Genomic DNA, 26,789 nt, shown 5'->3' with positions numbered 1-26,789 from the left:
TCGGTGATCCGGTGAACAACACAGCGGTTCGCGGTGCGGTGCTCGTCGTCGTGATCGTCCTGATCGGCGTTCTCGTACTCGACCAGGGCCTCGACGACGCGACGATCGACCCGTCCGATCTGACCACGACCACCACCGCACCCCCGGCCGGGGGTGACGACGGAGGTGGCGACGACGCGGCCGTGACCGACGACGGCGCCACCGGCGACGACGGGTCCACCGCCGATGACGGCTCGGCCACCGATGCCGGTTCGGCCGACGGTGGCGACGACTCCGCCGCCGGCGACGGTTCCACCACCACCACGGTGCCACCGGCCACGCAGGTCACGAGCCCGCCCAACGAGGTGGCGGTACTCGTCCTCAACGCAGGTTCGGGCGTGAACGGCGCCGCCGGCACCCTCACGACCAACCTCGCCGCGCTCGGCTACGCCACGCTCCCGGCCGCCAACGGTCCTGAGCAGACCCGGTCCTTCGTCTACTACGAACCCGGTTTCCAGGCCGATGCCGAGGCCATCGCGGCCGCGCTGGGCGCGCCCGAAGGATCGGTTGCGCCCATGCCCTCACCGGCGCCCGCCGAACTGCAGGGCGCCGACATCCTGATCCTCATCGGCCCGGACTCGCTCGCCCAGTCGGGCTGACCTTCGCCCACGTCGGCCCACGCCGATAGCCGGCGGGCCGGACGTGCGTGAGACCATGACTCCGTGACGACCGCCGTCATCGCCGTCGACAAGTTCCGCGGAACCGCGACCGCGACCGAAGCCGTCGACGCGCTCGCCGCGGGTCTCGAAGCGCTCGGTGTCACCTGCCACCGTGCACCGATGGCCGATGGTGGCGAGGGCACGGTCGAGGCCTTCGGAGGGCCGAATCGCACGACCACCGTCACGGGGCCGCTCGGCGATCCCGTCGTGGCCGCCTGGCGCCTGGACGGTCGTCTCGCCGTCATCGAGATGGCGGCGGCCTCGGGCCTGGCTCTCGTCGGTGAGGCGAATGACGCCGTCGCCGCGTCGACGGAGGGGACCGGAGAGCTGATCGATGCGGCCGTCGGGCGTGGCGCGCGTCACGTGATCGTCGGGCTGGGTGGATCGGCGACCACCGACGGGGGTCTCGGCGCTGTCAGGGCGCTCTACCCCCATCACCGTCTGCGGGGCGTTCGCCTCGACGTCGCCTGTGACGTCGAGACGACCTTCGTCGAGGCGGCGGCGGTCTTCGCCCCGCAGAAGGGGGCGACGCCCGCCCAGGTGGAGCTGCTGCGGCGCCGCCTCGAGCGCCTGGTGGACGTCTATGAGCGCGACTACGGCGTCGACGTTCGCGACCTGTCGGGTTCCGGCGCCGCGGGAGGGCTCGGTGGGGGACTGGCGGCGCTCGGAGGCAACCTCGTCTCGGGGGTCGAGTTGATCGCTGACGAGACCGGCCTGCCGGAGCTGGTGGAGGCCGCCGACATCGTCGTGACCGGCGAGGGTCGTCTCGACCGTGAATCCTTCGAGGGCAAGGTCGTCGGAGGGGTGGCGCAGATCGCCGAGGACGCCGGTGTGCCCGTGATGGCGGTGGTCGGAGAGGTCGCCGACGGCGTCTCGGCGCCCTTCCCGGTGTTCTCGCTCTCGGACCGTTACGGACGCGAGCGGGCGGTCACCGAGACGTTGTGGTGCCTGCGTGACCTCGCGGCGACGCTGGTGGGCTGAGAGTGGGTCCGCTCACGCCGACAACGTGGTGGGCGGTCGGTGACGAAGCGCCACGAGGGCCTCGGCCACGGCACCCAGGGCACGATCGGGATCGGTGGGGGGTCGACGGCGGAGTTGGGGCGCCGCGGCCGCGACGCTGGGCCCGGGTAGGCCGGTGAGTTCGCTCACGAGCTCGACGAGGCGCTCCTCGGGGGGAGTATCGGAAACTGACGACATCGACTCTGTTGCGTCGGCGATGACCACTACCTCCGATTTCCGCCGTGGTCCCAACATCGGCACTCTCAGCGGTTGCTTGAACAGAAAATCCCACCCGTTGTGATACCAGCGAGCGGCGGTGCCGGGGGTGATGGTGCCCGTTAGCCTTGAGACCATGAGTGTCACCGTTCGAGTCCCCACCACCCTGCGCACGTTGACCGGCGGCGCCGCCGAGGTCGCGGTCGAAGGCGACACGGTTGGTGCCGTGCTCGCGAACCTCGACGACGCACACCCGGGTTTCCGAGATCGGATCCTCGACGACGACGGCAATCTGCGCCGCTTCGTGAACGTGTTCGTCGCCGATGATGACGTGCGTTTCATGGATGGAATGGGCACCGCCGTCCCGGACGGGGAGACGTTGTCGATCATCCCGGCGGTCGCCGGGGGCTGATCAGCCGCTGCGGTGCCGACGCGTCGGGTCGATAGGCCCGGTCCGGGGGTTGTGTCCGGGGCCCTCGCGGACGTACGATCTAGCAGTCTCACATCGAGAGTGCTAGCTCACGGAGGGCACCAGCAATATGGCCAAGACGATCAGCTTCGACGAGAAGGCCCGTCGCTCGCTCGAGGCGGGCATGAACCAGCTCGCCGATGCCGTGCGTGTGACGCTCGGACCCAAGGGCCGCAACGTCGTTCTGGAGAAGAAGTGGGGCGCGCCCACCATCACCAACGACGGCGTCTCGATCGCGAAGGAGATCGATCTCGAGGATCCGGTCGAGCGCATCGGCGCCGAGCTGGTCAAGGAGGTCGCGAAGAAGACCGACGACGTCGCCGGTGACGGCACCACCACAGCCACCGTCCTCGCGTGGGCGATGGTCCGAGAGGGCCTGCGCAACGTGGCGGCCGGTGCGAACCCCATGTCGCTCAAGCGCGGCATCGAGTCCGCCGTCGAGGTCGCGGTGGAGGCCATCCGGGACCAGGCCGTCGAGGTCGACTCCAAGGATCAGGTCGCCCAGGTCGCGGCCATCTCCGCCGCCGACACCGAGATCGGTCAGCTCATCTCCGAGGCGATCGACAAGGTCGGCAAGGACGGTGTGATCACCGTCGAGGAGTCCCAGACCTTCGGCATGGACATGGACCTCGTCGAGGGCATGCGCTTCGACAAGGGCTACATCTCGCCCTACTTCGTGACCGACACCGACCGGATGGAGGCCGTCCTCGACGACCCCTACATCCTGCTCGTCGGCTCCAAGATCACCGCCGTACGCGACATCGTCCCGTTGCTCGAGAAGGTCATGCAGTCGGGCAAGCCGCTGCTGATCATCTCCGAGGACGTCGAAGGTGAGGCGCTGGCCACCCTCGTCGTGAACAAGATCCGGGGCACCTTCGCCTCCGTGTCCGTCAAGGCTCCCGGCTTCGGCGACCGCCGCAAGGCAATGCTGCAGGACATGGCCATTCTCACCGGTGGCCAGGTCATCAGCGAAGAGGTCGGCCTCAAGCTGGAGAACACGACCCTCGACCTTCTGGGCAAGGCCCGCAAGGTCGTCGTGACCAAGGACGAGACGACCATCGTCGAAGGCGCCGGCGACCACGCCGACGTCGAGGGCCGCATCTCCCAGATCAAGTCCGAGATCGAGAACACCGACTCCGACTACGACCGTGAAAAGCTCCAGGAGCGCCTCGCCAAGCTCTCCGGCGGCGTCGCGGTCCTCAAGGTCGGCGCAGCCACCGAGGTGGAGCTCAAGGAGAAGAAGCACCGCATCGAAGATGCCGTCTCCACCACCAAGGCCGCCATCGAAGAGGGCGTCGTCGCAGGTGGCGGCGTCACCCTGCTGCGGGCCCAGGCCAAGGTCTTCGCCGCCGCCGACGCGCTTGGTGACACCGACGAGGCCACCGGCGCACGTCTGGTCGGCAAGGCACTGGCCGCTCCGCTCACCCAGATCGCGGTGAACGCCGGTCTCGAGGGCGGCGTCGTCGTCGAGAAGGTCCGGAACCTGCCGGGCAGCGAGGGTCTCAACGCCGCGACGGGCGAGTACATGGACCTGGTCGCCGCCGGCATCATCGATGCCGCCAAGGTGACCCGCTCGGCGCTGCAGAACGCCGCGTCGATCGCAGCCCTGTTCCTGACCACCGAGGCAGTCGTCGCCGATACGCCCGATGATCACGGTGACGGTGGCATGGGGGACATGGACTTCTGATCCGAAGTCGACAGCCGCAGCGCCTCCCGGTGCCACGGTTCTGAACCTGCGAGCGGGTGGCACCGGACCGGTGCCACCCGCTTCGTGGTTTTCAACCATCTCCCGGGAAGCCATGCTGGTCGCATGTCCGACGTCCTGCATCCGCAATGTGAACCCCTCGCGATGCTTCTCGGGACATGGCGTGGTCGGGGCCGGGGCGACTATCCGACCATCGCACCGTTCTCCTACCTCGAGGTCGTGACCTTCGGTCACGTCGGGAAACCGTTCCTCACCTACACCCAGCGGACCCGCGACGCCCTCGACGGCACTCCCCGCCATTCCGAAACCGGCTACTGGCGCTGCGTCGGCGCCGGGCGCCTCGAGGTGGTCCTGGCCCACCCGACCGGCGTCACGACCGTCGAGGACGGGCGTATCGACGGCGCGGAGATCCGGTTCGTCACGACGGCGATCGGCCTGACATCGACCGCGAAGCCCGTGGAACGACTCGAGCGGGTCTTCCGGGTCGACGGCGACCGGCTGACCTACTCCGTCGACATGGCGGCGATGGGGCGTCCACTCACGCGCCACCTCGACGCAGAGCTGGAACGGGCCTGACATGCGGGCCCGTACCACGTCGGTCTTCGCGCAGAGCCACGACGCCGCGGGCGCGGCGCGCACGCCGGTGGAGTTGATCGTCGAGGAACCGATGACGATCCGCCTCGACGGGGTCGACATCGCGACCACGATGCGCACCCCCGGTGACGACTTCGATCTGGCCGTCGGGTTCTGTCACGCGGAGGGCGTCCTCGGCGGCGCACCGGTGGAGCGGATCCGGTACTGCGCGACGGGCTCCGCGGTCGACACCCTTTTCAACGTCGTCTCGGTCGAGACGGGTGGGCGGGCCCCCGAACCCCGCCCGAGGTTGGGAACCACCACCTCGGCTTGCGGCCTGTGCGGCGCCGAGGCGATCGAGGCGCTCTGCGACCGCCTCAGTCCGCTGGTGGATCCCCCACGGTTCGCCGCCGATCTCCTCGCGGCCATGCCAGAGCGCCTGCGTCCGTATCAGAAGCTCTTCGATGTGACGGGCGCCCTGCACGGCGCGGCGGCCTTCGACGCCGCCGGCGAGATCGTGGTGGTGCGCGAGGACGTCGGACGCCACAACGCCGTCGACAAAGTGGTCGGTCACCTTCTGTTGGAGCGTGCTCTTCCCGCGACGTCGCTCGGGTTGTGCGTCTCGGGCCGGGCCAGCTTCGAGATGGTGCAGAAGGCGTGGGCGGCGGGCTTCGGGGCGGTCGTCGCCGTGAGTGCACCGACCGCCCTGGCGGTCGAGACGGCGCGCGTCGCGGGCCTGCAGCTGGCGGCCTTCGCCCGGGGCGACAGGGTCACGGTGTACTCGCCCGCTCCCGGTTGAGCCGCCCGGGGTCGCGGCGCGCCCGGGTCGGCCACGTCGGGCGGCCGTAGACTGCGGCCCGTGACCGAACCTGTGACCCCCTCCGTCGGACTCGGCGTCGTCCATCTGTTCTGGAAGGTCGGTCCCCTCAGCGACCGCGCGGAGATCGAGGCGGCGTTCGGTGCCGCCGAGGAGGCCGGTGCCCAGGTGATAGCGGTGGCGGTTCTCGGCCACAAGGCCGACCTCGCGGTCATGGCGCTCGCCGAGGACCTGTGGGTCCTGCGGGACCTCCAGAGTGCGCTCGTCGCCGCGGGACTCGACCTCGTCGACAGCTACGTCTCGCTCACCGAGATCTCCGAGTACGCCGCGGGGGTTCCCGAGGAGATGCGCCAGGCCCGTCTGTACCCTCAGCTGCCGCCGGCCGACAAACCCGCGTGGTGCTTCTACCCGATGTCGAAGCGGCGTGACGTCGGGCAGAACTGGTACACCGAAGACTTCGAACGCCGTCGGGACATGATGTACGAGCACGGAGCGTCCGGCCGGAAGTTCTCAGGGCGGGTGCTGCAGGTCATCACCGGCTCCACGGGGATCGACGACTTCGAATGGGGCGTGACGCTGTTCTGCGTGCGACCCGACGACCTCAAGGAGGTCGTGTACACGATGCGCTACGACGAGGCGTCCGCTGTCTACGCGGAGTTCGGTCCCTTCTACACCGGCATGGTGGCGACTCTCGGGGAGATCTGTGACCGTCTCGGGATCGGTTGACCTCGACGGCCGTAGCGTGGCGCCGGCCCTCGCGTCGCTGCGGGAGCTCCTCGCCGACCTCGGCTCGGTGATCGTCGGGTTCAGCGGTGGTGCCGACTCGGCATTGCTCGCCTACGTGGCCCATGACGTGCTCGGACCCGATCGGGCGACGGCGGTCACGGCGGTCTCCCCGTCGCTGCCCGCCGACGAACGTGACCACTGCGCCCGGCTCGCATCGGCGTGGGGTCTGTCGTGGGTGGAGGTCGAGACCCACGAGATGCTCGAGGCGGCCTACCGACGCAACGACCTCGACCGCTGCGCCCACTGCAAGGACGCGCTGATGGACGCCGTCGCCCCCCTCGCCGGGCCGGAAACCACCGTGACCCTCGGGGTCAACCTCGACGATCTCGGCGATCACCGGCCCGGCCAGAGTGCGGCCGCCGCACGAGGCGCGCAGTTCCCGCTCGTGCTCGCGGGGTTCACCAAGGAAATGGTCCGCGCGACGTCCCGGGAGCTCGGACTGTCGACGTGGGACCGCCCGGCGGCAGCGTGTCTCGCCTCACGCCTCCCCTACGGGACCCCGGTGACCATCGAGCGGCTCGGGCGCGTCGAATCGGCCGAAGCGGCCCTGCGCGCACTCGGCTTCGAGTCGTTGCGTGTGCGCGACTACGGCGACACGGCGCGCATCGAGGTCCCCCTCGACCGTCTCGGTGGCGTCGTCGCGCGCCGCGGCGACGTGGTGGAGGCTGTACGGGGAGCGGGCTTCGGCTACGTCACGCTGGACCTCGAGGGGTTGCGGTCCGGCAATCTCAACCCGTGAGTGGCGCTTCGCCGCCGGACCCGACGGGCGCCGAGACCTTCGCCCGCATCGGCGAGGAACTCGCCGCTGCAGCCGAGGCCGTCGTCGCCGACTGGATCGTCGGTTGCGTCATGCGCCGCCACCCCGGGCCGCCTCCGCCCGACCTGATCGTCGCGGCACGTGAGGCGGGTGCCGCCGCCGCGGTCGAGGTCGGTCGCGAACTCCGGGCGCTCGCCGGCCTCGACGTGGACGAGCAGGCCACGACACCGCTCGCGATTCTGCGCCGGGCATCCCGACACGCCACGGCGGTCCTCGCCGGGGCGGGCGTGGTCCATGTCCCGAGGGACCCGGTCGATGCCGCCAACCTCCCCGCCGACGTCTACGCCATCGCCCCCGCGCACTTCGCCGATGTCGACGAGTCCCTGGTCGGGCCGGGGATCTCGTGGGGCGCCGCCAAGGCGCACCTTCATCTTCGTCGACACGGCCCGTCGGGCCGGACGTGACCGTCCTCGTCGAGTCCCACCTCCAGGCCGACTGACGTTAGGTTTAACGACATCCCCGCCACACTCGACCGCCAGCAACTGTTCGCCGACCGCTCGCTCGTCGGCACGGTGTTCTGCCGCGCCTACAGCCGCCGGGTCGACGAGTGGCTCGAGGCGGTCTTCAACGACGCGGTGGGCAATACCGACGGCCTCGCCCTGGTTGCGGTGGGTGGATACGGACGCAACATCCTCAGCCCCCAGAGCGACCTCGACCTGTTGTTGATCTGCGAGGACCGTGACGACATCGCCGAGGTCGCCGAGAAGCTCTGGTACCCGATCTGGGACGAGGGCATCAAGCTCGGTCACGCCGTCCGCACCATCCGCGAGGGCCTCACGCTCGCGAAGACCGATCTCGACACGGCGACGTCGCTGTTGCACCTGCGCCACATCGCCGGCGACGACACCGTCTCGGCCCGGTTGCGCGAAGGCGCCCGCAATCAGTGGCGGCGCAGCGCCAAGCGTTGGCTACCCCGACTCGCCGAGGCCTCGGGAGAGCGGCGCGAACGCCACGGCGAGGTCGCCTTCCTCCTCGAGCCCGATCTGAAGCAGTCCTTCGGCGGCCTGCGTGACGTCCATGCCATGCAGTGGGCCGCCGTGGCCGACCCCGACCTCGTCGAACCCGACGACGGTGTCATCCGCGACGCGTCGGAGATCCTCACCGCCACGAGGGTGGAGCTGCACCGGGTCACCGGTCGGATCGGCGACACCTTGCGCCTCGACACCCAGGACGAGGTCGCCGCGGCGCTCGGGATCGGTGATGCCGACGAGTTGATGGCCCGGGTGGCCGCGGCCGGCCGGTCCATCGCCTGGTTCGGTGGTGAGACCTGGGCGCGTGTGCGTAACTCGACCGGTGCGCGTTGGTGGAACCTGTCGTCGCGGCTCGGGGACGGTAGGGAGGTCGCCGAAGGGGTCCTCCTCGACGGCGAGACCATCCGCCTGGCCCACTCTGCCGATCTCACGGACCCGCTGACGGTGCTGAGGGTCGCCGCCGTGGCGGCGGAGAACAGCGCGCGGATCGATCGCGGGACACTCGAGGCGCTGTGCCTCGAGACGGTGCCACTGCCCGATCCGTGGCCGGCGGAGGCCCGGAGTCTCTTCGTGCGACTGCTGGCCACGGGCCATGACGCCATCGACGTCATCGAGACACTGGATCAGACCGGTCTGTTCGTCGGGATCCTTCCGGAGTGGGAGCCCAACCGTTCGCGCCCCCAGCGCAACGCATACCACACCTTCACCGTCGACCGGCACCTGATGGAGACGGCTGCGCTCGCCGCCGGACTGGTCGACCGCGTCGAGCGGCGGGACCTCCTCCTCGTCGGCGCGCTCCTCCACGACATCGGCAAGGGCTACCCGGGTGACCACACAGAGGTCGGGATCGACCTCGTCACCACCATCGGTCGGCGCATGGGGTTCGACGAGGCCGAGGTCGCCACTCTGACCGCACTCGTCGAGTTCCACCTGTTGCTGCCCGACGTCGCCACCCGCCGTGACATCGAAGACGACGAGACGATCTCGGCGGTGGCCGTCAAGGTCGGGGACGTCGGCACCCTCCGCCTTCTCCACGCACTGACAGAGGCCGACTCGATCGCCACCGGCCCCGCGGCGTGGAGCTCGTGGAAGGCCTCACTGGTGGAGGACCTCGTCCGGCGCGCCGAGCACCTCATCGCGGGCGGTGCTGTGGCAGAGCTCGAGTCGACGTTCCCGACGGCGGAGCACCTCGCAGCCATGGAGGCCGGTCTCAGCAGCGTCGATGGCAGCGGGGACACCCTCACCGTCATCACGCCGGACAGCCCCGGGATTCTCAGTCGTGTCGCGGGCGCGCTCGCGCTCAACGGACTCGATGTTCTCCAGGCCGCCGGACACTCCGAGTTCGACATGGCGGTCGAGCGGTTCGAGGTCACATCATCGTTCGGGACGATCGACTGGAGGACGGTCGTCGCCGACGTGGAACAGGCCCTCGCCGGACGGCTCGCGCTGGAGGCCCGACTCGCGGACCGGTTGGTGACCTACCGCCAGGCCGCCGATCCGCCCGCGCCCCAGCCGGTCGTCGAGACCTACGTGAAGTTCGACAACGAATCGTCCTCGGTGGCGACGGTCGTCGAGCTCGGCGCGGCCGACTCCATCGGTCTTCTCTACAGGGTGACGGCGGCGCTCGCCGCGCTGGGTCTCGACGTCAGTCGCACCAAGGTCCAGACTCTCGGCGATCACGTGGTCGACAGTTTCTATGTCCGCGACGGGAACGGCGAGAAGATCGTCGACCCGGAGTTCCTCGAAGAGGTCCGGCGCTCGGTACGCCACGCCATCCCGCCCCCGGTGGTGGTCCGATGACCGGCGGAGAGGAGCGCGTCGATCGCGCGCACGAGGCCGATCTGCTCCGTTGGAGCGAGGCGCTCGCGGGCGTCGCCCGTACGGGCCTCGGGTTCACCGACAGCCTCTACGAGCGGGAGCGCTTCGAGGAGATCCTCCACATCGCCGCGGACATCCGGGCGTCTGTGACCGACGACTCCGACAACGCCGACTGGGTCGAGGAGTGGGTCGACGGGATCGGCGAGGGTGTGGCGGGCTATGCGACGCCGAAGGTGACGGTGGGAGCCGTCGTCGGCAACGACGCCGGGGAGCTGCTGCTCGTTCAGCGTGCCGACTCCGGCGTCTGGCTCTACCCGACCGGTTGGGCCGACATCGGCTATTCCGCATCGGAGGTCGCCGTCAAGGAGGTGTTCGAGGAGACGGGCATCCACTGCGAGCCGGTGCGGCTCATCTCACTGCTCGACGGCATGCGCCTGGGTTTCACGCGTATTCCCCTCTACTCGGTGATCTTCCACTGCCGCGCGATCGGCGGCGAGTTGCGCGCCCACCCTCTCGAGTGCACCGAGGTGGGCTTCTTCGCGCGGGACGCGCTGCCGTCACCTCTGACCGGTGCCGACAACTGGGTCGATCACGCCTTCGCCGCGATCCGCGGGGAGCCCATGGCCACCCGGTTCGATCCGCCGCGGGACCCGACCTGGCGGGGAGATGCCGGGTCAGTGTCGTGAGCGACCCGATCATCGACTTCGGGACCACGCGTGACGGTCTGACCCAGCTCCGGCGTCGCTGGGAGGCCGACACGACGGCACGCGGTGCGGTGCTGATCGTCCACGGGATGTCCGAGCACAGCGGCCGCTACGATCACGTCGCCCGCAGGCTCAACGCTGACGCTTTCCACGTCGTGGCCTTCGACCACCGTGGGCACGGTCGTTCGTCGGGGGCGCGCACTCATGTGGAACGTTTCGGGGAGTATGTCGACGACGTCGCCGATCATCTCGCCGCTGTCGTCGGGCTCGGTCTCCCGACGGCGGTCATCGGGCACTCGCTGGGCGGTCTCATCACGCTGTGTCATGCGGTGTCGGACCGCCCCCAGCCTGGTGCCTATGTCCTCAGCGGTCCGGCGCTGGGTCACGGTCGTCCCGTCTGGGAGACGGCGATCACGCCGCTCGCGGATCTCGTGGCACCCCGGTTGTTCCTGCCCACCGCCTTCGACGCTTCGATGCTGTCCCATGACCCGGAGGTGGTCCGCGCCTACGAGCAGGATCCACTCATCCGGTCCGGTGCAACTCCGCGTTTCGGTGCGGAGGTCCTCGCTGCCATGGACGAGGTCCGGAGTCGACTCGACCACCTTCGACGCCCCCTCCTGGTGCTCCACGGCGCCGACGACGAGATCGTGCCGGCGGCCTCCACGCGGGTTCTCGAGCAGAGCCCGTTCGTCGACCGACTGGAACTGCCGGGCATGCGCCACGAGATCTTCAACGAGGTCGGCGGCGCCGCTGTGCTCGACAGGGTCGTCAGCTTCCTGGAGCTCGAGTTGTTCTGAGCGGTCGGGCGTGGCCTATTCGCGCATGTCGCGCAGGAACCGCTCCACCTCTTCGACGAGTCGGCCGGGATCGTCCATCTCGACGTGGTCGCCGGCGTCGTAGCGGCGCTCGAGTTCGGCCACGAAGTCGGCCGTCTCGTCGTCCTCCGCCACCAGAGCGCTGACCTCGGCGTCGTACTCCCGCGTCTCTTCGAGCAGGTCCCGGGTCGTGACGTCGACTTCGAGGAGCCGCCCGATCCGCTCGACGAGCGCGAGCGCGGCCTTCGGCGAGGTGGCGCCGGGTACGTAGGTGGGTACAGCCGCCCACAGCGATGCCGAGGCGATGCCGGCGTCGCGCAGCGCGGCGTGCAGAACACCGACGATGCCGGTCGGACCCTGATAGGTGGACGCCTGCATGTCGAGTCGTTCCCGCACGTCCGGGTCCTCGCTCGCGCCGTAGATCACGACGGGACGGCTGTGAGGCACGTCGGCGAGCAGTGCGCCGAGGGTGAGGACCATCGAGGCGTCGAGAGAACGGACGGTCCCGACGATCTCCTCTGCGAACCTGCGCCACCGCATCTGTGGTTCGATCCCCGAAAGGGTCACGATCTCGACAGGGGCGCTGCGACATACCGAGAACGTCGACGTCGGCCAGACGATCCTACGACGGCCGTCGGGTCCGAACTCCACCGAGGGCCGCGTGACGTTGAAGTCGTGGAACTCCTCGGGGTCGATGGTCGCGAAGGCCTCGCCGTGCCAGAGCTCCTCGAGGTGTCGCAGGGCGGAGGTGGCGGCGTCGCCTGCGTCGTTCCAGCCCTCGAAGGCGATCACGACGACCGGGTGCTCGACACCTGGGTCGCCGTGGACGCGCACGTGAGTCCGATCCCGGTCCATCGCCACCCACGCTACCGGCGTCGTCGGGTGGCTCTAACCTGCCGTCATGGTCGCAGTACGTGAGATCACATCGCCCTCGGAGGTCGACGACGCGCTGGTCGCAGCTTTCGCCCGCCTGATCCCCCAACTCTCGTCTTCGGCTCCCCCGCCCGGGGAGGCGGAGTTGACGGCCATCGTCGCGTCGGATGCTTCCGTGCTGTTCGTCGCCGAGGTGGACGGCGAGGTCTCCGGGAGCCTCACGCTCGTGCTGTTCCGGATCCCGACCGGTGTCCGGGCCTGGATCGAAGACGTCGTGGTGGACGAGGCGGCACGCGGCGGGGGCGTGGGAGCGGCGCTGAACCGCGCGGCGCTGGAGCGCGCCGCCGCAGCCGGCGCGACGACCGTCGACCTCACGTCACGACCGAGCCGTGAGGCCGCCAATCGGCTGTACCGACGGCTCGGTTTCGAGGTCCGAGAGACGAACGTGTACCGCTACCGGGTGTCGTGAGGATCGGTCACCCGGCGACTATCCGGTGGATCCGGCCGTCGCTGCCGAGGGTGAGCAGCTCGCCGTCGCGATCGAGGCCGAACGAGATGAGCGACGCGCCGAGGGCCCGGAGGTTCAGGGGCGCCACACCGAGACCGGGCGCGTAGCCGCGGACGACCCCGTCGCAGAGGTCCCCGAACACGTAGACCCCGTCGAGCGCGGGGATGGCTTCGCCCCGGTAGACGAACCCACCGGTCACCGAGCACCGTCCGGCACTGTGGTCGTAGACCACGACCGGAGCGATGTGGTCCTCCGGTGCGGTCTCGGCCGCGAACGGCTGATCACCCTCGAGGTCGTTCCAGCCGAGGTTGGCGCCCCGTCCGCCGCCGTCGGCAGCAGGTAGCAGGTCGATCTCCTCGTACAGGTTCTGCCCGACATCGCCGATCCAGAGGTCGGCGGTGGCGGAGTCGAAGGAGAAGCGCCAGGGATTGCGCAGGCCGTAGGCCCAGACCTGGGGGGCGCCGCCTCCCGCGACGAAAGGGTTGTCGGGCGGGATCGAGTAGGCACGGTCGTCGTCAGGGGTGGGGTCGATCCGCAGGAGGGTGCCCAGCAGAGTCGTCGGGTTCTGACCGTTGCGCTCCGGGTCCCCACTACCGCCACCGTCGCCGAGCCCGATGTAGAGGTGGCCGTCGGGTCCCCGGTGCACGTCGCCACCGTTGTGGTTTGAGAACGGCTGGTCGACCCGCAGGAGCTCCCGTCTCGTCGGCAGGTCGACGAGGCCGTCATCGTCCAGTGCCCATTCGGTGACGACCGACGTGCCGTCGAGGTCGTTGTGCATCGTCCACACGAGGGCGCCGTCGGTGGAGAAGTCGAAGCCGAGGAAGCCGCGTTCGCCGTCGGTCGAGACCTCTCCGGAGATGTCGAGAACCGGTGTGGTCCGGGGAACGAGGTCGTCACCGGCCAGCTCGACCAGTCGCCCGGCCCGTTCGGCCACGTACAGCGAGGTGGACCCGGTGCGGGTGCGGACCGCGGTGGGGGCGTCCAGGCGGGCGACCTCGACGAAGCTCAACGCGATCGCCGGCAACTCCGTGGGGACCGCCACCGGCTCCGCCGTGGTCGACGGCGTGGGGGTGGGCTGGTCCGCCTCTCCGTCTGGTCCATCCGGCGTGGGCTGGTCCGCCTCTCCGTCCCCTCCATCCGGGGTGGGTGGGTCCGCCGCAGGCGGCGAGGACACAGCAGGCGGCGAGGACACAGCAGGCGGCGACAACACCGTGAAGCCCTCTTCGGGAACGGCCGGAGCGGCTCCGTCGTCGCCGGAGCATGCAGCCGCCATGAGTGCGCCTGCGAGGACGAGCGGTGCGTAGCGCCTCATCGGTCCTCGACAGGGCGGATGAGTCCCTCCTGCACGACCGAGACGACGAGGTCGCCCTCCCGGGTGAAGACGGATCCGGTGGCCAGGCCCCGGGCGCCCGATGCCGACGGGGACCGTTGGTCGTAGAGCAGCCAGTCGTCCATCCGGAACGGTCGGTGGAACCACATGGCGTGATCCAGGCTGGCCATCTGTACGGACGGGTCGAAGGCGCCGCGGCAGTGGGGGAGCGTCGTCGTGTCGAGCAGGGTGAGGTCGGAGGCGTATGTGAACAGGCACGTGTGCAGGACCGGGTCGTCGCCCAGTTCCCCGTCGGCGCGCAGCCAGACCTGGACGTGCGGCTCGTGCGGTTCGTCGCGTGCGGTCATCGACCCCTTTGCGTACCGCACGTCGATCGCGAGGTCCCTGTCGTAGAGCGCCCCGAGTTGGTCGCGGTAGGGCTTCCATTCCTCCTTGAAGGTCGGCACCTCCTCCGGTGGGGGAGCTCCGGGCATCGGATCCTGGTGGGTGAAGCCCTCCTCGTCGCGGTGGAACGACGCCGACATCGTGAAGATGGCCCGGCCGTGCTGGATCGCGGTCACCCGGCGGGTGGTGAACGAGCGGCCATCGCGGGTGCGCTCGACCTCGTAGAGGATCGGGACGGCCGGGTCGCCGGCCCGCAGGAAATAGGCGTGTAGCGAATGGACGAGGGAGTCCTCGACGGTGCGCGCCGCCGCGACCAGCGCCTGACCGGCCACCTGCCCCCCGAAGACACGTTGTCGGTTCTCGTCGGGGCTCACACCACGGAAGATGTTGACCTCGATCGCTTCGAGGTCGAGCAGGGCGATGACAGCGTCCAGAGCGGGTTGCACACCGGGGATCCTATGGAATCCGGGCGGACGGTAGTGTCGCGGTCCGGGCAACGACGGACCACCGGGGAGACATGCCAGATGAGTGACGCCACGATCGGGACGTTCGAGGACGAACGCCGGGAGTTCCCGCCCCCCGCGGACTTCGCGTCCTCGGCGCTGGTGTCGGACCGGTCGCTCTACGAGGAGGCGACCGCCGACTTCGAGGCCTTCTGGGCACGTCAGGCTCGCGAACTGGTCAGCTGGTACGACGACTTCTCGACCGTGCTGGAGTGGGACTGTCCCGACGCGCGCTGGTTCGCCGACGGGACGCTGAACATGTCCTACAACTGCCTGGACCGCCACGTCGAGGCCGGTGGGGGCGACCGGGTCGCCTTCCACTGGGAGGGCGAGCCGGGTGACACCCGCACGATCACGTACTCAGGCCTTCTCGCCGACGTCTGCCGATTCGCCAACGCGCTGAAGGGGCTCGGCCTGGTTCGCGGGGACCGGGTCGCGATCTACATGCCGATGATCCCCGAGTTGCCCGTCGCGATGCTCGCCTGCAGCCGGATCGGCGTGGCTCACTCGGTGATCTTCGGCGGATTCTCGCCCGATGCGATCGTCGACCGCTGCGCCGACGCGCAGGCCAGGCTGATCATCACCGCAGACGCCGGCTACCGCCGCGGCGCCCCGTCGGCGCTCAAGGTGAACGTCGACGAGGCACTGGCCTCGGGCGGCGCGCCTTCGGTGGAACACGTCGTCGTGGTGGACCGGTGCGGCACCGCCCCGACGATGGTGGAGGGCCGTGACGTGTGGTGGCACGACGTCGTCGCCGACGCGGCGGAGACGTGCGAGCCGGAGCGCATGGGCGCCGAGGACCTGCTCTACCTGCTCTACACCTCGGGAACCACGGCGTCTCCCAAGGGCATCATGCACACAACCGGTGGCTACCTGACCCAGGTCGCCTTCACCCACCGCTACGTGTTCGACCTGCGCCCCGACACCGACGTCTACTGGTGTGCCGCCGACATCGGCTGGGTGACCGGCCACAGCTACATCGTCTACGGTCCGCTCGCCAACGGTGCGACCTCGGTGATGTACGAGGGCACCCCGGACACCCCGCGGACCGAGATGCGCGACGGCTCCGACCGCGGGGAGTGGGCCAAGGACCGGCTGTGGGACATCGTCGAGCGGTACGGCGTCACACAGCTCTACACCGCGCCGACCGCCATCCGGACGTTCATGCGCTGGGGCGCGCACTGGCCGGCGGGTCGTGACCTCTCCTCCCTGCGGGTCCTCGGCACGGTCGGCGAACCGATCAATCCGGAGGCGTGGATGTGGTACCACGCCAACATCGGTGGTGAATCGTGCCCGATCGTCGACACGTGGTGGCAGACCGAGACCGGCGGTCACATGATCACCCCCCTCCCCGGTGTCACCACGACTCGGCCCGGTTCGGCGTGTGAACCCATCCCGGGGGTCTTCGTCGAGGTCGTCGACGAGTTGGGTGAGAAGGTCGAACGCGGTGGTGGCTACCTGACGATCACGAAGCCGTGGCCGTCGATGCTGCGCGGCATCTGGGGTGACCCGGCCCGGTACCGCCAGACCTACTGGTCACGCTACGAGGGCCGCTACTTCGCCGGTGACGGGGCGAAGATCGACTCCGACGGGTACCTCTGGCTGCTCGGACGCGTCGACGACGTCATGAACGTCTCCGGTCACCGCATCTCGACGACGGAGGTCGAGTCGGCGCTCGTCGACCACCCCGCTGTCGCAGAGGCGGCCGTCGTGGGCGCCAGCGACGCCCGGACCGGCCAGGCCATCGTCGGATACGTGATCCTGCGCGGCGGCAACGAACCGTCCGATGAACTCGGTGAGGAGATCCGGTCCCACGTGGCCCACAAGCTCGGTGCGATCGCCCGGCCCCGCACGGTCGTGATCGTTCCGGACCTCCCCAAGACCCGCTCCGGCAAGATCATGCGACGGCTCTTGCGCGACGTCGTCGAGGACCGTGACCTCGGTGACACGACGACCCTCGCCGACAGCGGTGTCGTCGACGAGATCCGGCGGCGGGCCTCCTCACCCGGGGACGGCGGATCCTGAGCCCCGACACTCCGGACCACTGGATCTGGGCCGACGGGGCTCTCCGAGGTGGGCCCGCGATCGTCGTCGACATCGACGGCGTCGTTGCCGATGCCACCCACCGGCAGTGGTATCTGCGCGCGGATCGCCGCGACTGGGACGGGTTCTTCGCGGCGTGCCGTGACGATCCACCCATCGACGCGACGGTGTCGTTCCTGTCGGTGGTCGATGCCGATGTCGCGGTCCTGTTGTTGACCGCGCGGCCGCACTGGGTCGCCTCGATGACCGCCGACTGGCTCGTTCGCCACCACATCCGCTGGGACCTGCTCGTCACCCGCTCACCTGCGCAGGCCTTCATGCGCTCGTCGCAGTTCAAGCGTGACGAGGTGGCCGCGATGCGGGCGCGGGACTTCGACCTTCTCCTCGCGATCGACGACGACGAACGCAACGTGGAGATGTTCCGGGCTGAGGGCCTGCCGACGATGTACCACCACTCCGGCTACTACGACTGAGGTCGGCGCCGGGACGGACGACAGTTGCGATTCCGGGCGCGACCGGGAACAACACCGGTCTCGGTTAGCGTTGTAGAGGTCCGAAGGAGGACCCCCGACCGACCATGAAGAACACGTTCAAGACCTTCGTCCTACTGGCGGCCCTCGGTGGCCTCTTCATCGCACTAGGCGGCGCGATCGGCGGCTCCAGCGGCCTCGTCATCGGTGCCGGCCTCGGTCTGGTGCTGGTGGGCGGCTCCTACTGGTTTTCGGACAAGTTGGCCATCCGCTCCGCCCGCGCGCGTCCCGTCGAGCGTGCCGAGATGCCCGAGTACTACGAGATCATGGAGGAGTTGACCGCCAAGGCGGACCTCCCCATGCCCAAGCTCTACGTGGCGCCGGGAGATCAGCCCAATGCCTTCGCCACCGGCCGCAACCCGTCGCATGCGGCGGTCGCCATCACCGAGGGGCTGGTCCGCCACCTCGAATGGAGCGAGATCCGCGGCGTACTCGCCCACGAGCTGATGCACATCCGCAATCGCGACATCCTCATCGGGTCGGTTGCGGCGGCCATCGCCATGGCCCTCACGCTGCTCGCCCGGATGGCGATGTGGGGGGCGATGTTCGGCAACAGCCGCAACCGTGACCAGAACCCCATCGTGATGCTCGTCACCATCATCGTGGCGCCGCTCGCCGCGATGGTGCTGCAGTCGGCCATCAGCCGGACACGTGAGTACAAGGCGGACCGCACCGCCGCGCGGCTCATCGGCGACGGCGAACCGCTCGCCCGTGCGCTCGAGAAGCTGGGCTACCTGTCGGGCCGCATCCCCGCTGCCGTGGCGAGCGAGCAGGCCTCGCACTACATCGTGAACCCTCTGGCCGGCCGCCGCGTGCAGTTCGCGAACTGGTTCAGCACGCACCCGCCGCTCGAAGACCGGGTGGCCCGGCTCCGCTCGGGTGAGTGGGCCCGCAGCATCTGACCGGTCGCGCTCCGGTGGGACTCAGGACGTCGAGGCGGCGTCGTAGACCGGTGCGAGAGTGCTGACCACTTCGTCGATCTCGTCGGGGTACGCCGCCACGGCGATCACGGTGTCGTCGCCGATCGCGATGTCCCATGTGGCGCCGGGCGCTTCGACCCGCCAGCGGTCATAGGTCTGACCGTCCGGGGTTGTCAGCGGTGTCCGGGGCCGCGGCTCGCCGTCGACGCCGAACGACGAGAGCGTCAACTCCAACGTGGCCTCCCGGTCGATGGCGAACGGGAACGCGAACTGGGCCAGCAGGGACGGATCGGCGAGTGAGTCCGAGCGGGCCCACACGCCGAGTCCCTGGTTGTCCCACTCGACCGGTGCCAGCGTCTCGAGGGTCGCCAGCCCCGCCCCCGACACGACGACGGGTTCGAGGGTCAGCTCGCCGACGGGTCGCCGGACGAAGACGGGTGGTTCCGCGTCCGCACACTGCGCTGACGGAGCCGACGTCGGGGCGTCGAAGAACTCTCTGATGATCGATGAACCGCATTCGTCCGCGCCGGGTCCGTGACCCTCCCACCGGAACCGCACACCGAAGCTCCGCGAGAATCCCTCGGCGACGTCGTCGATGGCACTCGGCGGCGTGATGGGATCCAGCGCACCGCCCATCAGCAGGGTCGGTACGTCGCTCGTCACCGGCTCGTTCTCGACCGCGGGCGCGCTGCCGGCCGGCCACCGTTCGCACGTCTCGTAGAAGGGGCGGGCGTTGGCGCTGTCGGCGAAGCGGTCGTAGTAGGGGTCCCCGGTGAGCGCGGTCTCGATGTCGGCGGGGTCGCCGAAGGAGATCTCTTCGTGGCATTCGACACTGATGAGCATGCCGACCGATGTGAAGCCGAGGTTGGTGACCTCGATCGACAGGAACGACGACAACAGATCGGTGGTTCCCTCCTCGAGTTCCGCGACGAGTTGGGGTATCGCCGCGAAGAGAACGGGGGAGTAGAGAGCGCCGAATGTGATCTGGAGGAGCGACTCGCCGTCGACCACCACGAGCGGGTACGTCTGGCCCGTCAGGTTGTCGGTGGCCGGTGCGCCCACCGGGTCCGCGTCGAGAGCGTCCACCAGCGCGAAGAAGCGGTTTCGCAGGTCGGCGTAGGTCCGGGCACAGTCGGCGAGGGCCTCGCAGGCGTCGAACAGCGCCTCGAAGGCGCGCGCGGCGTTCGGGGTGAAGACGGATGCCGTGTCGGCGGCGACCGGGAGGATCGAATCGAGAACGAGCGCCCGCGCAGCGTCGGGGTACATCCGTACATAGGTCTGTCCCAGCCGGGTCCCGTACGAGATGCCCAACACGTTCCACGGCCCGTAGCCGAGCGCCAGGCGCATGGCCTCGAGATCGTGGGCGCTCGCGACGCTGTGGTAGCTGGTGAGATCCACCCCGTCGTCGAGGAGTCTGTCGCGACACGCGGTCTCGGCCGCCGTGTCACGTTCGGTCAGTTCGTCCTCGTCGACGTCCTCGTCGAGGAGGTCGCGTGCGAGTTCCAGGGCCTCGTCGCACTGAAGCGACGGGTTCGACAGACCGGCCCCCCGCTGGTCGTAGATGATGACGTCGCGGGTGTCGCGGTAGGGCGCCACGAGGACGTCGTAGGAGAATGCGATCGTCTCGACCGCATGCCCTCCCGGGCCTCCTTCGAGATACACGACCGGGTCGTCGAGGGCTGTGCCGGTGGCGTCGAAGACCACCACGGGAATAGTGACGGTGGCGTCGGCGTCAGGGTCCTCCCACGTCTCGGGAACGGTGAACAGGCCACATGACGGCGGCGGTCCCGTCGCCAGATCGGCGAGGTCGAAGGACGCGCAGTCGACCCGGTCGAACTCTCCGAGGTCGGTCAGGAGCTCAGCGGACGCCGCCTCGCCCGGCACGGGTCGCGTGCGGTCGGCGGGCTCGGGGGTGCCTCCGCTCGCGTCGGGTGTCGGGGTGGGGGTGGGGATGGGGTCTTCAGCCGAGGGTGTCGGCGTCGCGTCGGCGGGAGGGTTCGCCTGTTCGGCGAGGTCGATCCCGGGGTCCACCGTGCACCCCGCGGCGACGAGTCCGACGACGACGGCCATCGCCGCCAGCGATCTTCTCACGAGGCCACCTTGGCAGAGGTGACGGGGCAGAGGCGCGCGGTCGGTGAGGTCGGTGGGGAGTTCGGGGCCACTCAGTCCCTGAAGTTCCCGAACTGCAGCGGAATGCCGAAGTCGGCTTCCTTGAGCGCGGCGATGACGTCCTGGAGCTGGTCGCGCTTCTTGCCGGTGACCCGCAACTGGTCGCCCTGTGCCTGGGACTGGATCCCCTTCATCTTGAGGTCCTTGATGAAGCGGTTGAGCTCGCGTGCCTTGTCGGAGGAGATCCCGGCAGCGAGGGTGGCTTTCTGGCGGACGGTGCCGCCCGAGGCCTCTTCGACGGTCTCGTAGTCGATCGCCTTGAGCGAGACCTTGCGCTTGACGAGCTTCTCTTCGAGAACCTGGCGCAGAGCGCTCAGGCGGTCCTCGTTGGCTGTCGCCATCAGGATCTCGCCGTCGCCGAGTTCGATCGTGGTGCCGGTGTTCTTGAAGTCGAACCGGTTGACGACCTCACGGCTCGCCTGGTCCACGGCGTTGCGGACCTCCTGGAGGTCGACCTCGGATGTGACGTCGAAACTCGGCACGGTCTCTCCTTCTCGTCGGAGTCGGCGTCGTATCGCCGATCCTACCTGCGGCGCGGACCACGGCCCGCGTGCGATCCTGGGAGGGCCGCCGAGTCAGGGGACACGATGCGACCCGCCAACGATCAGCCCATGCCCGCCATCACGGTGTTCGACCAGGAGGGTGCGCCGGTGACGATTCCCGACGCGGTGGCGGGCCGCTGGGCCGCCGTCCTCATCTACCGTGGCCACTGGTGATCGTTCTGCCGTCGGCAGTTGGTCGACTTCGCTGAACACGCGGCACTTCTCGACTCACTCGACGTCGGCATCATCGCGGCGTCGGTCGACGACGCGGCGACCACCGCCGACCTCGTCGCAGGGCTGCGGTTGACCGGCTACCCGGTGCTGCACGGCCTCGACCCGGAGGCCGCCGCGTCGACTCTCGGGGCGCACCTGGCGCCGGATCGCAGTTTCGTGCACGCGACCGGGTTGCTGTTGCGACCCGATTCCACGATCTATCTGAGCGTGTACTCGACGGGACCGCTGGGGCGGCTGGTCGCAGCCGACGTCGCCCGCACGGTCGAGTTCCGCCGGCGCACGTCCTAGCGCACGCTTCGTCGAGTTCCGCCGTCGAAGGCCCCAGCGCACGCTTCGGTGTCGGCATGCGCCCGGCCGACGATCCGGGCGCTACGCTGCGTCGCTGCGGGTCGGTGCCCGAGCGGCCAAAGGGAGCAGACTGTAAATCTGCCGGCATTGCCTTCGGAGGTTCAAATCCTCCCCGGCCCACGCTCGTTTTCCTGTCATCACGTCCCCGGGTCGCAGGGTCCCGCCTCAGCGGGGCGGCGCGGGGGCGTGACCCAGCATGTGTTGCATCTCGACGACGTCGAGCCACCGGCCGAACTTCCGGCCCACTTCGCGTTCGATCCCGACGTGCTCGAATCCACATGCCTCGTGCAGCCTCACCGAGCCCGCGTTGGAACCGGCGATGCGCGCGATGACCGTGTGGAAGCCGTGATCGGCGGCCACGCGCAGCAGCTCGTCGAGCAGCGCCTTGCCGACGCCGCCGCCACGGTGGTCCCGGTGGACGTATACCGAGTTCTCCACCGTCGTGTTGTAGGCGGGGCGGTCCCTGTAGGGCGACAGCGAGGCGAAGCCGATGACGGAGCCGTCGAACTCCGCGACGAGCACGGCGTGGGCGCCGGAACGATCGACGATCCAGCGTCGTTGGGCATCGAGGTCCCGGGGGCGGATGTCGAAGACGGCGACTCCGCCGGTCACCTCGTCGTTGTAGATGGCGCGGATGGCCTCGGCGTCGTCGACGTCGGCCCTACGGATCAACATGCCGGGAACGGTAGCGGTCGTCCCGGCACCGCCGGAGGGGGTTGGGAGACTGCCACCGGTCGTGGCATCATCTCCTTCCCCGCACGACACACCGGGCGGGGTCCCGCTCCCTTAGCTCAGTCGGCAGAGCGTCTCCATGGTAAGGAGAAGGTCGAGAGTTCGATTCTCTCAGGGAGCTCGGCCGGACTGATCCGGCGCACCCGGTCAACCGGGTGTTCGGGGCGGCGTAGCTCAGTTGGTGAGAGCGCTCGACTCATAATCGAGAGGTCGCCAGTTCGAGTCTGGCCGCCGCTACCAGACGACGCGGGGATGTAACCCGAACTGTGAATCACAGGTCCGATATTCCGACAGAGGGCGACACCGGTGCGGCCTGACCGCGTCGGGCGTTCCGCTCGCGGAGACGACGAGGCCGACCTCGTCGCGGCCGCCAAGGCGGGTGACCGGTCGGCCTTCGACGAACTCGTCAGGAGGACCTACCGCGACGTGTACACCCTCGCCCACCGTCTCAGCGGGAACGTCCACGATGCTTCGGACATCACCCAGGACGTGTACCTGCGGGCTTACCGGAGTCTGGGTCGGTTCCGCGGCGACTCCCGCTTCTCGACGTGGCTCTACAGGATCGCCGCCAACTGCGGATCGACGCACCTGACCCGGCGCCGGCGCCGGCGCGCCGAGGAGATCGACGAGGACAGCTCACCCGTGGTGGACGACCGTCCCGGGTCCGATCCGGCTCTGCGGGCCGAGGCGTCGCACACGTTGGGCCAGATCGAGGCGGCGGTCGCCCGACTGCCCGAACGACTGCGCTCGGTCGTCGTCCTGCGCGACGTCCACGAGTTGCCGCACCGGGAGGTGGCCGATGCGCTGGGCATCACCGAGTCGGCTGCGAAGGTGCGGCTCCACCGCGCGCGGCGCAAGCTGACCGAGTACCTCTCGACCGACGACGAAGAAGTCGTACGGTCCGCCGGAGGCGGCGAGGATGAAGCCCGTGCTGTTTGAGACGGTGGGACGGTCCGCCGGAGGCGGCGAGGATGAAGCCCGTGCTGTTTGACACCGGTGGGACGGTCGTCGACGGCGGCGAGGATGAAGCCCGTGCTGTTTGACACCGGTGGGACGGTCGTCGACATGGCGGACCTGTTCGGCGCGCGCGCCGGTGGTCCGTCCCCCGAGTTGCGCCGGGCCATCGCCACGTTGCGCAACGGCGGGGCCGAGCCGCCGGACTGGCTGCTCGAGGCGATCCTGGACCGTATCGACGCCGCCGAGCGTGGCTTCCTGCCGCCGATGGGTCGTATCGCGGCCTACGCGGGGGGTCTCGCCGCCGGAGCGGCCGGGGCGCTGATGATCGCCAATCGCGCCAGGATCCGTCATACCGGGTCCTGAGCCCGCGCGAAACCGCGGGTCGGGCCGCCGGGGTCGGGTGGTATCCTCGCCGTGCCATCGGGCTCGCCCCGATGTCTAGGGCAGTGGCTCAATTGGTAGAGCACCGGTCTCCAAAACCGGCGGTTGGGGGTTCGAGTCCCTCCTGCCCTGCCGCCTCCATGGGCCCCGACGCGCGGTCGCGGTGACTGGACGCGCAGGCGTCCCCCTAGGCTGGACGTCTCTCGGGCGCCGAAACCGCCGGTGCCGACGAAACGAAGCGATCAGGACGTAGGTGCCGACATGGCGATGAACCGACAGTACAGGCGCATGGCACAGCGCTCTGGCGAGGTCGACGCCGATGGCGCGCCCATCGCGCAGCGCCGCCAACAGCCGAACCAGCGCCAACGTGAAGACCGTGCCACGCCGGCGGAGTTCATGCGCGAGGTGCGCGGGGAACTCCGCAAGGTCGCATGGCCCTCGCGCTCGGAGGTCATCAGCTACTCGACGATCGTGTTCGTGCTCGTCGTGGCGCTGACGCTGTTTATCGCCGGTCTCGACTGGGGCTTCGGCGAAGCCATCCTGAAGCTGTTCGAACGATGAGTGACGTGACCGATACCGACACCGACACCGACGCCACAACCGACTCCGGTACCGACGAGGAGACCGCGCAGGACGCCGTCGAGTCGTCGGCAGCGGAGGCCCTCCCGACGGGCCCTGTCGATCCCACCGAGGTCGAGCCCCATCCGGTGGATGCCGCCGAGGCGGTCCAGGCTCAACAGTCGCGTGAGGAGGCGATCGCGCAGGAAGCCGCGTCAAAGACCAGCGGTGACGACGCCGACGAGGAAGAAGCGGACGTCGACGGCCTCGTCTACGAGCACGACGCCGAGACCGACGAGGACGTCGAGGCGCCGGCGCCCGTCGAGAGCCCCTATGACCGACCGGGTCGCTGGTATGTCGTGCACACCCAGTCCGGCTACGAGAAGCGCGTCAAGCAGAACCTCGAGGCCCGCACCCAGTCGATGAACATGGAGGGGCGGATCCACGAGATCGTCATCCCCATGGAAGACGTCGTGGAGTTCAAGAACGGCAAGAAGGTCGTCGTACAGAAGAAGGTCTTCCCCGGTTACCTGCTCGTGCGCTGCTACCTCGACGACGACTCCTGGTACGTGATCCGCAACACCCCCGGTGTGACGGGTTTCGTCGGTGCGGGCTCCAAGCCGACCCCGTTGCCTCGGCGAGACGTGGAGGCGTTCCTTCAGGTCAAGCCCGAGGGCGACGAGGTCCAGAAGCGCAGCCGTCCGCGTCTGCAGTACGAGATGGGCGAGACGGTCCGCGTCAAGGAGGGCCCGTTCGCGGACTTCTCCGGCGAGGTGATCGAGATCAACCCCGACCAGCTCAAGGTCAAGGTTCTCGTCAACATCTTCGGCCGCGAGACTCCGGTCGAGTTGGAGTTCGCGCAGGTCGCCAAGCTCTGACATCGCCCGCAGGGGTCCGCGGCGTTGCCGCCGGGCTCCGGCGGCGGCACACTGTTTCGTCGCCTGCGCGCGCTACGCGCACGGCCCACTGTTCACCCACCCACTGATATCGAGGCGTTGCGAGATGGCAAAGAAGAAGGTCTCCGCCGTCGTGAAGATCCAGATCCCCGCGGGCCAGGCCTCTCCTGCGCCGCCCGTCGGCACCGCTCTGGGCCCCCACGGCGTGGCGATCATGGACTTCTGCAAGGAGTACAACGCCCGCACCGAGGATCAGCGCGGGCAGATCGTGCCTGTGGACATCACGATCTTCGAGGATCGGTCCTTCACCTTTGTGACGAAGACGCCTCCGACGGCGTTCCTCATCCGTCAGGCCGCAGGCCTGGAGAAGGGTTCCGGCGAGGTCGGCCGTGTCGAGGCCGGCACGATCACCGACGCCCAGGTCACCGAGATCGCAACCACGAAGCTCCCCGACCTCAACACCGACGACATCGACATGGCCAAGCGTCAGGTCGCCGGCACCGCCCGTTCCATGGGCGTCAAGGTCGTCTGAGCGACTGAGCATCACGCGGGAGACCTCCCGCACCGACCTCCGTCAGGGGTACCTCACCGCGGGGTCGGCCGAATCACGAGACGAGGGAGCCGAAATGGCGAAGAACGGTAAGCGCTATCTGGACGCATCGCGACGGTTCGACCCCGAGCGACTCCACCCTGCCGGCGAGGCACTCGACCTGGTTCGTACGCTCGCCACGGCCAAGTTCGACGAGACGGTCGAGCTCGTCGTGCGGCTGGGCGTCGACCCCCGCCGTGCCGAGGAGATGCTCCGTGGCACCGTCGCGCTGCCCGCAGGCACCGGCAAGGACGTCAGGATCGCTGTCTTCGCCGAGGGCGATGCTGCGGCGGCCGCCCGTGATGCAGGCGCCGACTTCGTCGGCGGTGACGACCTGGCTGCCGAGATCGACGGCGGGATGATGGACTTCGACGTCGCCATAGCGACGCCCGACATGATGCCGACCGTGGGTCGCCTCGGGCGGGTGCTGGGCCCCCGTGGGCTCATGCCGAACCCCAAGACGGGCACCGTGACCGACGACGTCGCGAAGGCCGTCGAGGAGTTCAAGGGCGGTCGCGTCGAGTACCGCACCGACAAGCAGGCCAACGTCCACGTCCCGATCGGCAAGGTGAGCTTCGAACCGGCCGACCTCGACCGCAACCTGCGGGCGGTCATGGACGAACTCGTGCGGGTTCGTCCCGCAGCGGCCAAGGGTCGCTACGTGAAGAAGATGGCGCTCAGCTCGACGATGGGTCCCGGTGTCAACGTGGATCCCGGCGAGTTCGCGGTGGCCTGAGCGCGACGAGTGGTTGGTCCGTGGTCCCGGGCCGCTAGCCTCGGGCCCACAACAGATCTGATCGCCGCAGACATCCGGTGCTCGAAGAGCTGAAAGGGCCGATGGCCCGCCCGACGAGGTGACGAGGCAGAGCCCCACCGGCTCTCGTCGTGTCCCCGTGGGCGTCGC

30 protein-coding genes and 4 tRNA genes are annotated in these 26,789 nt (G+C 69.2%); 27 read left to right on the top strand and 7 right to left on the bottom strand.

Translation table 11 applies throughout. From position 1 onward, the window contains the following. Positions 1 to 11: 11 nt before the first annotated feature. Together RIE08_17915 and RIE08_17910 are read left to right on the top strand one after the other, a co-directional pair. Entirely contained in the window at positions 12 to 638 is a 627-nt protein-coding gene (locus RIE08_17915) for a LytR C-terminal domain-containing protein (protein MEQ8719484.1), read from the top strand. A 63-nt stretch (positions 639 to 701) separates the two neighbouring features. Continuing rightward, positions 702 to 1,679 (top strand): glycerate kinase, encoded by a 978-nt coding sequence (locus RIE08_17910; GenBank protein MEQ8719483.1) that lies wholly within the window; start codon positions 702 to 704, stop codon positions 1,677 to 1,679. Positions 1,680 to 1,691: 12 nt separating this feature from the next. On the opposite strand, the gene RIE08_17905 is transcribed toward RIE08_17910, so the two are convergent. Continuing rightward, the gene (locus RIE08_17905) at positions 1,692 to 1,895 is read right to left on the bottom strand and encodes a hypothetical protein (protein MEQ8719482.1); all 204 of its coding nucleotides are present in this window, start codon (positions 1,893 to 1,895) and stop codon (positions 1,692 to 1,694) included. Between the two features lie 154 nt (positions 1,896 to 2,049). Here RIE08_17905 and RIE08_17900 point away from each other — a divergent pair, with 154 nt between their 5' ends. The 10 genes from RIE08_17900 to RIE08_17855 all read left to right on the top strand — a co-directional run bounded on the left by RIE08_17900 (position 2,050) and on the right by RIE08_17855 (position 11,370). After that, positions 2,050 to 2,325 carry a ubiquitin-like small modifier protein 1 gene (locus tag RIE08_17900; protein ID MEQ8719481.1) on the top strand — a complete coding sequence of 92 codons (276 nt, stop codon included), beginning with the start codon at positions 2,050 to 2,052 and terminating at the stop codon, positions 2,323 to 2,325. Between the two features lie 127 nt (positions 2,326 to 2,452). Next, complete coding sequence (gene groL / locus RIE08_17895; GenBank protein ID MEQ8719480.1) at positions 2,453 to 4,069, top strand: chaperonin GroEL; 1,617 nt, start codon at positions 2,453 to 2,455, stop codon at positions 4,067 to 4,069. Positions 4,070 to 4,192: 123 nt separating this feature from the next. Next, entirely contained in the window at positions 4,193 to 4,663 is a 471-nt protein-coding gene (locus RIE08_17890; GenBank protein MEQ8719479.1) for an FABP family protein, read from the top strand. A 1-nt stretch (position 4,664) separates the two neighbouring features. Beyond that, the gene (locus tag RIE08_17885; GenBank protein MEQ8719478.1) at positions 4,665 to 5,459 is read left to right on the top strand and encodes a formate dehydrogenase accessory sulfurtransferase FdhD; all 795 of its coding nucleotides are present in this window, start codon (positions 4,665 to 4,667) and stop codon (positions 5,457 to 5,459) included. 60 nt (positions 5,460 to 5,519) lie between these two features. Next, complete coding sequence (locus tag RIE08_17880; protein MEQ8719477.1) at positions 5,520 to 6,203, top strand: chlorite dismutase family protein; 684 nt, start codon at positions 5,520 to 5,522, stop codon at positions 6,201 to 6,203. Next, complete coding sequence (gene larE / locus RIE08_17875) at positions 6,181 to 7,002, top strand: ATP-dependent sacrificial sulfur transferase LarE (GenBank protein MEQ8719476.1); 822 nt, start codon at positions 6,181 to 6,183, stop codon at positions 7,000 to 7,002. The genes RIE08_17880 and larE overlap by 23 nt, the downstream gene beginning before the upstream one ends. After that, positions 6,999 to 7,484, top strand: a complete 486-nt coding sequence (locus tag RIE08_17870) for a hypothetical protein (protein MEQ8719475.1) — start codon at positions 6,999 to 7,001, stop codon at positions 7,482 to 7,484. Before larE ends, RIE08_17870 begins: the two co-directional genes overlap by 4 nt. A gap of 51 nt (positions 7,485 to 7,535) precedes the next feature. Further along, positions 7,536 to 9,851 (top strand): [protein-PII] uridylyltransferase, encoded by a 2,316-nt coding sequence (locus RIE08_17865; GenBank protein MEQ8719474.1) that lies wholly within the window; start codon positions 7,536 to 7,538, stop codon positions 9,849 to 9,851. Continuing rightward, positions 9,848 to 10,555, top strand: a complete 708-nt coding sequence (locus tag RIE08_17860; protein ID MEQ8719473.1) for an NUDIX hydrolase N-terminal domain-containing protein — start codon at positions 9,848 to 9,850, stop codon at positions 10,553 to 10,555. Before RIE08_17865 ends, RIE08_17860 begins: the two co-directional genes overlap by 4 nt. Next, positions 10,552 to 11,370, top strand: coding sequence for an alpha/beta hydrolase (locus tag RIE08_17855; GenBank protein MEQ8719472.1), 819 nt, complete (start codon positions 10,552 to 10,554; stop codon positions 11,368 to 11,370). Before RIE08_17860 ends, RIE08_17855 begins: the two co-directional genes overlap by 4 nt. A 15-nt stretch (positions 11,371 to 11,385) precedes the next feature. On the opposite strand, the gene RIE08_17850 is transcribed toward RIE08_17855, so the two are convergent. Beyond that, complete coding sequence (locus RIE08_17850; protein MEQ8719471.1) at positions 11,386 to 12,243, bottom strand: PAC2 family protein; 858 nt, start codon at positions 12,241 to 12,243, stop codon at positions 11,386 to 11,388. Positions 12,244 to 12,289: 46 nt separating this feature from the next. Between RIE08_17850 and RIE08_17845 the strand changes: the two genes are divergently transcribed. Further along, on the top strand, positions 12,290 to 12,730 hold the full coding sequence (locus RIE08_17845; protein MEQ8719470.1) for a GNAT family N-acetyltransferase: 441 nt from the start codon (positions 12,290 to 12,292) through the stop codon (positions 12,728 to 12,730). A 7-nt stretch (positions 12,731 to 12,737) separates the two neighbouring features. Here the strand turns inward: RIE08_17845 and RIE08_17840 are convergent, their stop codons facing one another. Together RIE08_17840 and tesB are read right to left on the bottom strand one after the other, a co-directional pair. Further along, the gene (locus tag RIE08_17840) at positions 12,738 to 14,081 is read right to left on the bottom strand and encodes a PQQ-dependent sugar dehydrogenase (protein ID MEQ8719469.1); all 1,344 of its coding nucleotides are present in this window, start codon (positions 14,079 to 14,081) and stop codon (positions 12,738 to 12,740) included. Beyond that, a complete protein-coding gene (gene tesB / locus RIE08_17835; protein MEQ8719468.1) occupies positions 14,078 to 14,929 on the bottom strand; it encodes an acyl-CoA thioesterase II in 852 nt (283 codons plus the stop codon). Before tesB ends, RIE08_17840 begins: the two co-directional genes overlap by 4 nt. Before the next feature lie 78 nt (positions 14,930 to 15,007). Here tesB and acs point away from each other — a divergent pair, with 78 nt between their 5' ends. From acs to RIE08_17820, 3 genes are all read left to right on the top strand, one after another. Further along, positions 15,008 to 17,011, top strand: a complete 2,004-nt coding sequence (acs, locus tag RIE08_17830) for an acetate--CoA ligase (protein ID MEQ8719467.1) — start codon at positions 15,008 to 15,010, stop codon at positions 17,009 to 17,011. A 185-nt stretch (positions 17,012 to 17,196) separates the two neighbouring features. Further along, complete coding sequence (locus RIE08_17825; protein ID MEQ8719466.1) at positions 17,197 to 17,502, top strand: hypothetical protein; 306 nt, start codon at positions 17,197 to 17,199, stop codon at positions 17,500 to 17,502. A gap of 104 nt (positions 17,503 to 17,606) precedes the next feature. Next, positions 17,607 to 18,461 (top strand): zinc metalloprotease HtpX, encoded by an 855-nt coding sequence (locus RIE08_17820; protein ID MEQ8719465.1) that lies wholly within the window; start codon positions 17,607 to 17,609, stop codon positions 18,459 to 18,461. Positions 18,462 to 18,482: 21 nt separating this feature from the next. On the opposite strand, the gene RIE08_17815 is transcribed toward RIE08_17820, so the two are convergent. Then, the gene (locus RIE08_17815; GenBank protein MEQ8719464.1) at positions 18,483 to 20,570 is read right to left on the bottom strand and encodes an alpha/beta fold hydrolase; all 2,088 of its coding nucleotides are present in this window, start codon (positions 20,568 to 20,570) and stop codon (positions 18,483 to 18,485) included. Positions 20,571 to 20,641: 71 nt separating this feature from the next. Continuing rightward, a complete protein-coding gene (locus RIE08_17810) occupies positions 20,642 to 21,130 on the bottom strand; it encodes a YajQ family cyclic di-GMP-binding protein (protein MEQ8719463.1) in 489 nt (162 codons plus the stop codon). Positions 21,131 to 21,382: 252 nt separating this feature from the next. Between RIE08_17810 and RIE08_17805 the strand changes: the two genes are divergently transcribed. After that, positions 21,383 to 21,712, top strand: a complete 330-nt coding sequence (locus tag RIE08_17805) for a hypothetical protein (GenBank protein MEQ8719462.1) — start codon at positions 21,383 to 21,385, stop codon at positions 21,710 to 21,712. A gap of 98 nt (positions 21,713 to 21,810) precedes the next feature. After that, positions 21,811 to 21,892: transfer RNA gene (locus RIE08_17800), tRNA-Tyr, on the top strand. A gap of 45 nt (positions 21,893 to 21,937) precedes the next feature. On the opposite strand, the gene RIE08_17795 is transcribed toward RIE08_17800, so the two are convergent. Beyond that, on the bottom strand, positions 21,938 to 22,447 hold the full coding sequence (locus tag RIE08_17795) for an N-acetyltransferase family protein (GenBank protein ID MEQ8719461.1): 510 nt from the start codon (positions 22,445 to 22,447) through the stop codon (positions 21,938 to 21,940). Positions 22,448 to 22,552: 105 nt separating this feature from the next. Between RIE08_17795 and RIE08_17790 the strand changes: the two genes are divergently transcribed. The 9 genes from RIE08_17790 to rplA all read left to right on the top strand — a co-directional run bounded on the left by RIE08_17790 (position 22,553) and on the right by rplA (position 26,621). After that, positions 22,553 to 22,625: transfer RNA gene (locus tag RIE08_17790), tRNA-Thr, on the top strand. Positions 22,626 to 22,667: 42 nt separating this feature from the next. Continuing rightward, positions 22,668 to 22,744, top strand: a tRNA-Met gene (locus tag RIE08_17785). A 66-nt stretch (positions 22,745 to 22,810) separates the two neighbouring features. Continuing rightward, positions 22,811 to 23,443, top strand: a complete 633-nt coding sequence (locus RIE08_17780) for a sigma-70 family RNA polymerase sigma factor (GenBank protein ID MEQ8719460.1) — start codon at positions 22,811 to 22,813, stop codon at positions 23,441 to 23,443. Between the two features lie 93 nt (positions 23,444 to 23,536). After that, positions 23,537 to 23,824: a hypothetical protein gene (locus RIE08_17775; GenBank protein ID MEQ8719459.1), complete on the top strand. Its 288-nt coding sequence runs from the start codon at positions 23,537 to 23,539 to the stop codon at positions 23,822 to 23,824. Between the two features lie 77 nt (positions 23,825 to 23,901). Continuing rightward, positions 23,902 to 23,974: transfer RNA gene (locus RIE08_17770), tRNA-Trp, on the top strand. A 156-nt stretch (positions 23,975 to 24,130) separates the two neighbouring features. Beyond that, positions 24,131 to 24,403 carry a preprotein translocase subunit SecE gene (secE, locus tag RIE08_17765; GenBank protein MEQ8719458.1) on the top strand — a complete coding sequence of 91 codons (273 nt, stop codon included), beginning with the start codon at positions 24,131 to 24,133 and terminating at the stop codon, positions 24,401 to 24,403. 356 nt (positions 24,404 to 24,759) lie between these two features. Next, positions 24,760 to 25,278 (top strand): transcription termination/antitermination protein NusG, encoded by a 519-nt coding sequence (gene nusG / locus RIE08_17760; GenBank protein MEQ8719457.1) that lies wholly within the window; start codon positions 24,760 to 24,762, stop codon positions 25,276 to 25,278. A 124-nt stretch (positions 25,279 to 25,402) separates the two neighbouring features. Continuing rightward, a complete protein-coding gene (rplK, locus tag RIE08_17755; GenBank protein ID MEQ8719456.1) occupies positions 25,403 to 25,828 on the top strand; it encodes a 50S ribosomal protein L11 in 426 nt (141 codons plus the stop codon). A 94-nt stretch (positions 25,829 to 25,922) separates the two neighbouring features. Next, positions 25,923 to 26,621 (top strand): 50S ribosomal protein L1, encoded by a 699-nt coding sequence (rplA, locus tag RIE08_17750; protein ID MEQ8719455.1) that lies wholly within the window; start codon positions 25,923 to 25,925, stop codon positions 26,619 to 26,621. Positions 26,622 to 26,789 lie beyond the last annotated feature (168 nt).

The sequence above is a fragment of the Acidimicrobiales bacterium genome, assembly GCA_040219085.1.
Taxonomy (GTDB): Bacteria; Actinomycetota; Acidimicrobiia; order Acidimicrobiales; family JAVJTC01; genus JAVJTC01.
The sequence above is the reverse complement of the archived record's forward strand: the minus strand, read 5'-3'. Positions and strand labels throughout refer to the sequence as shown.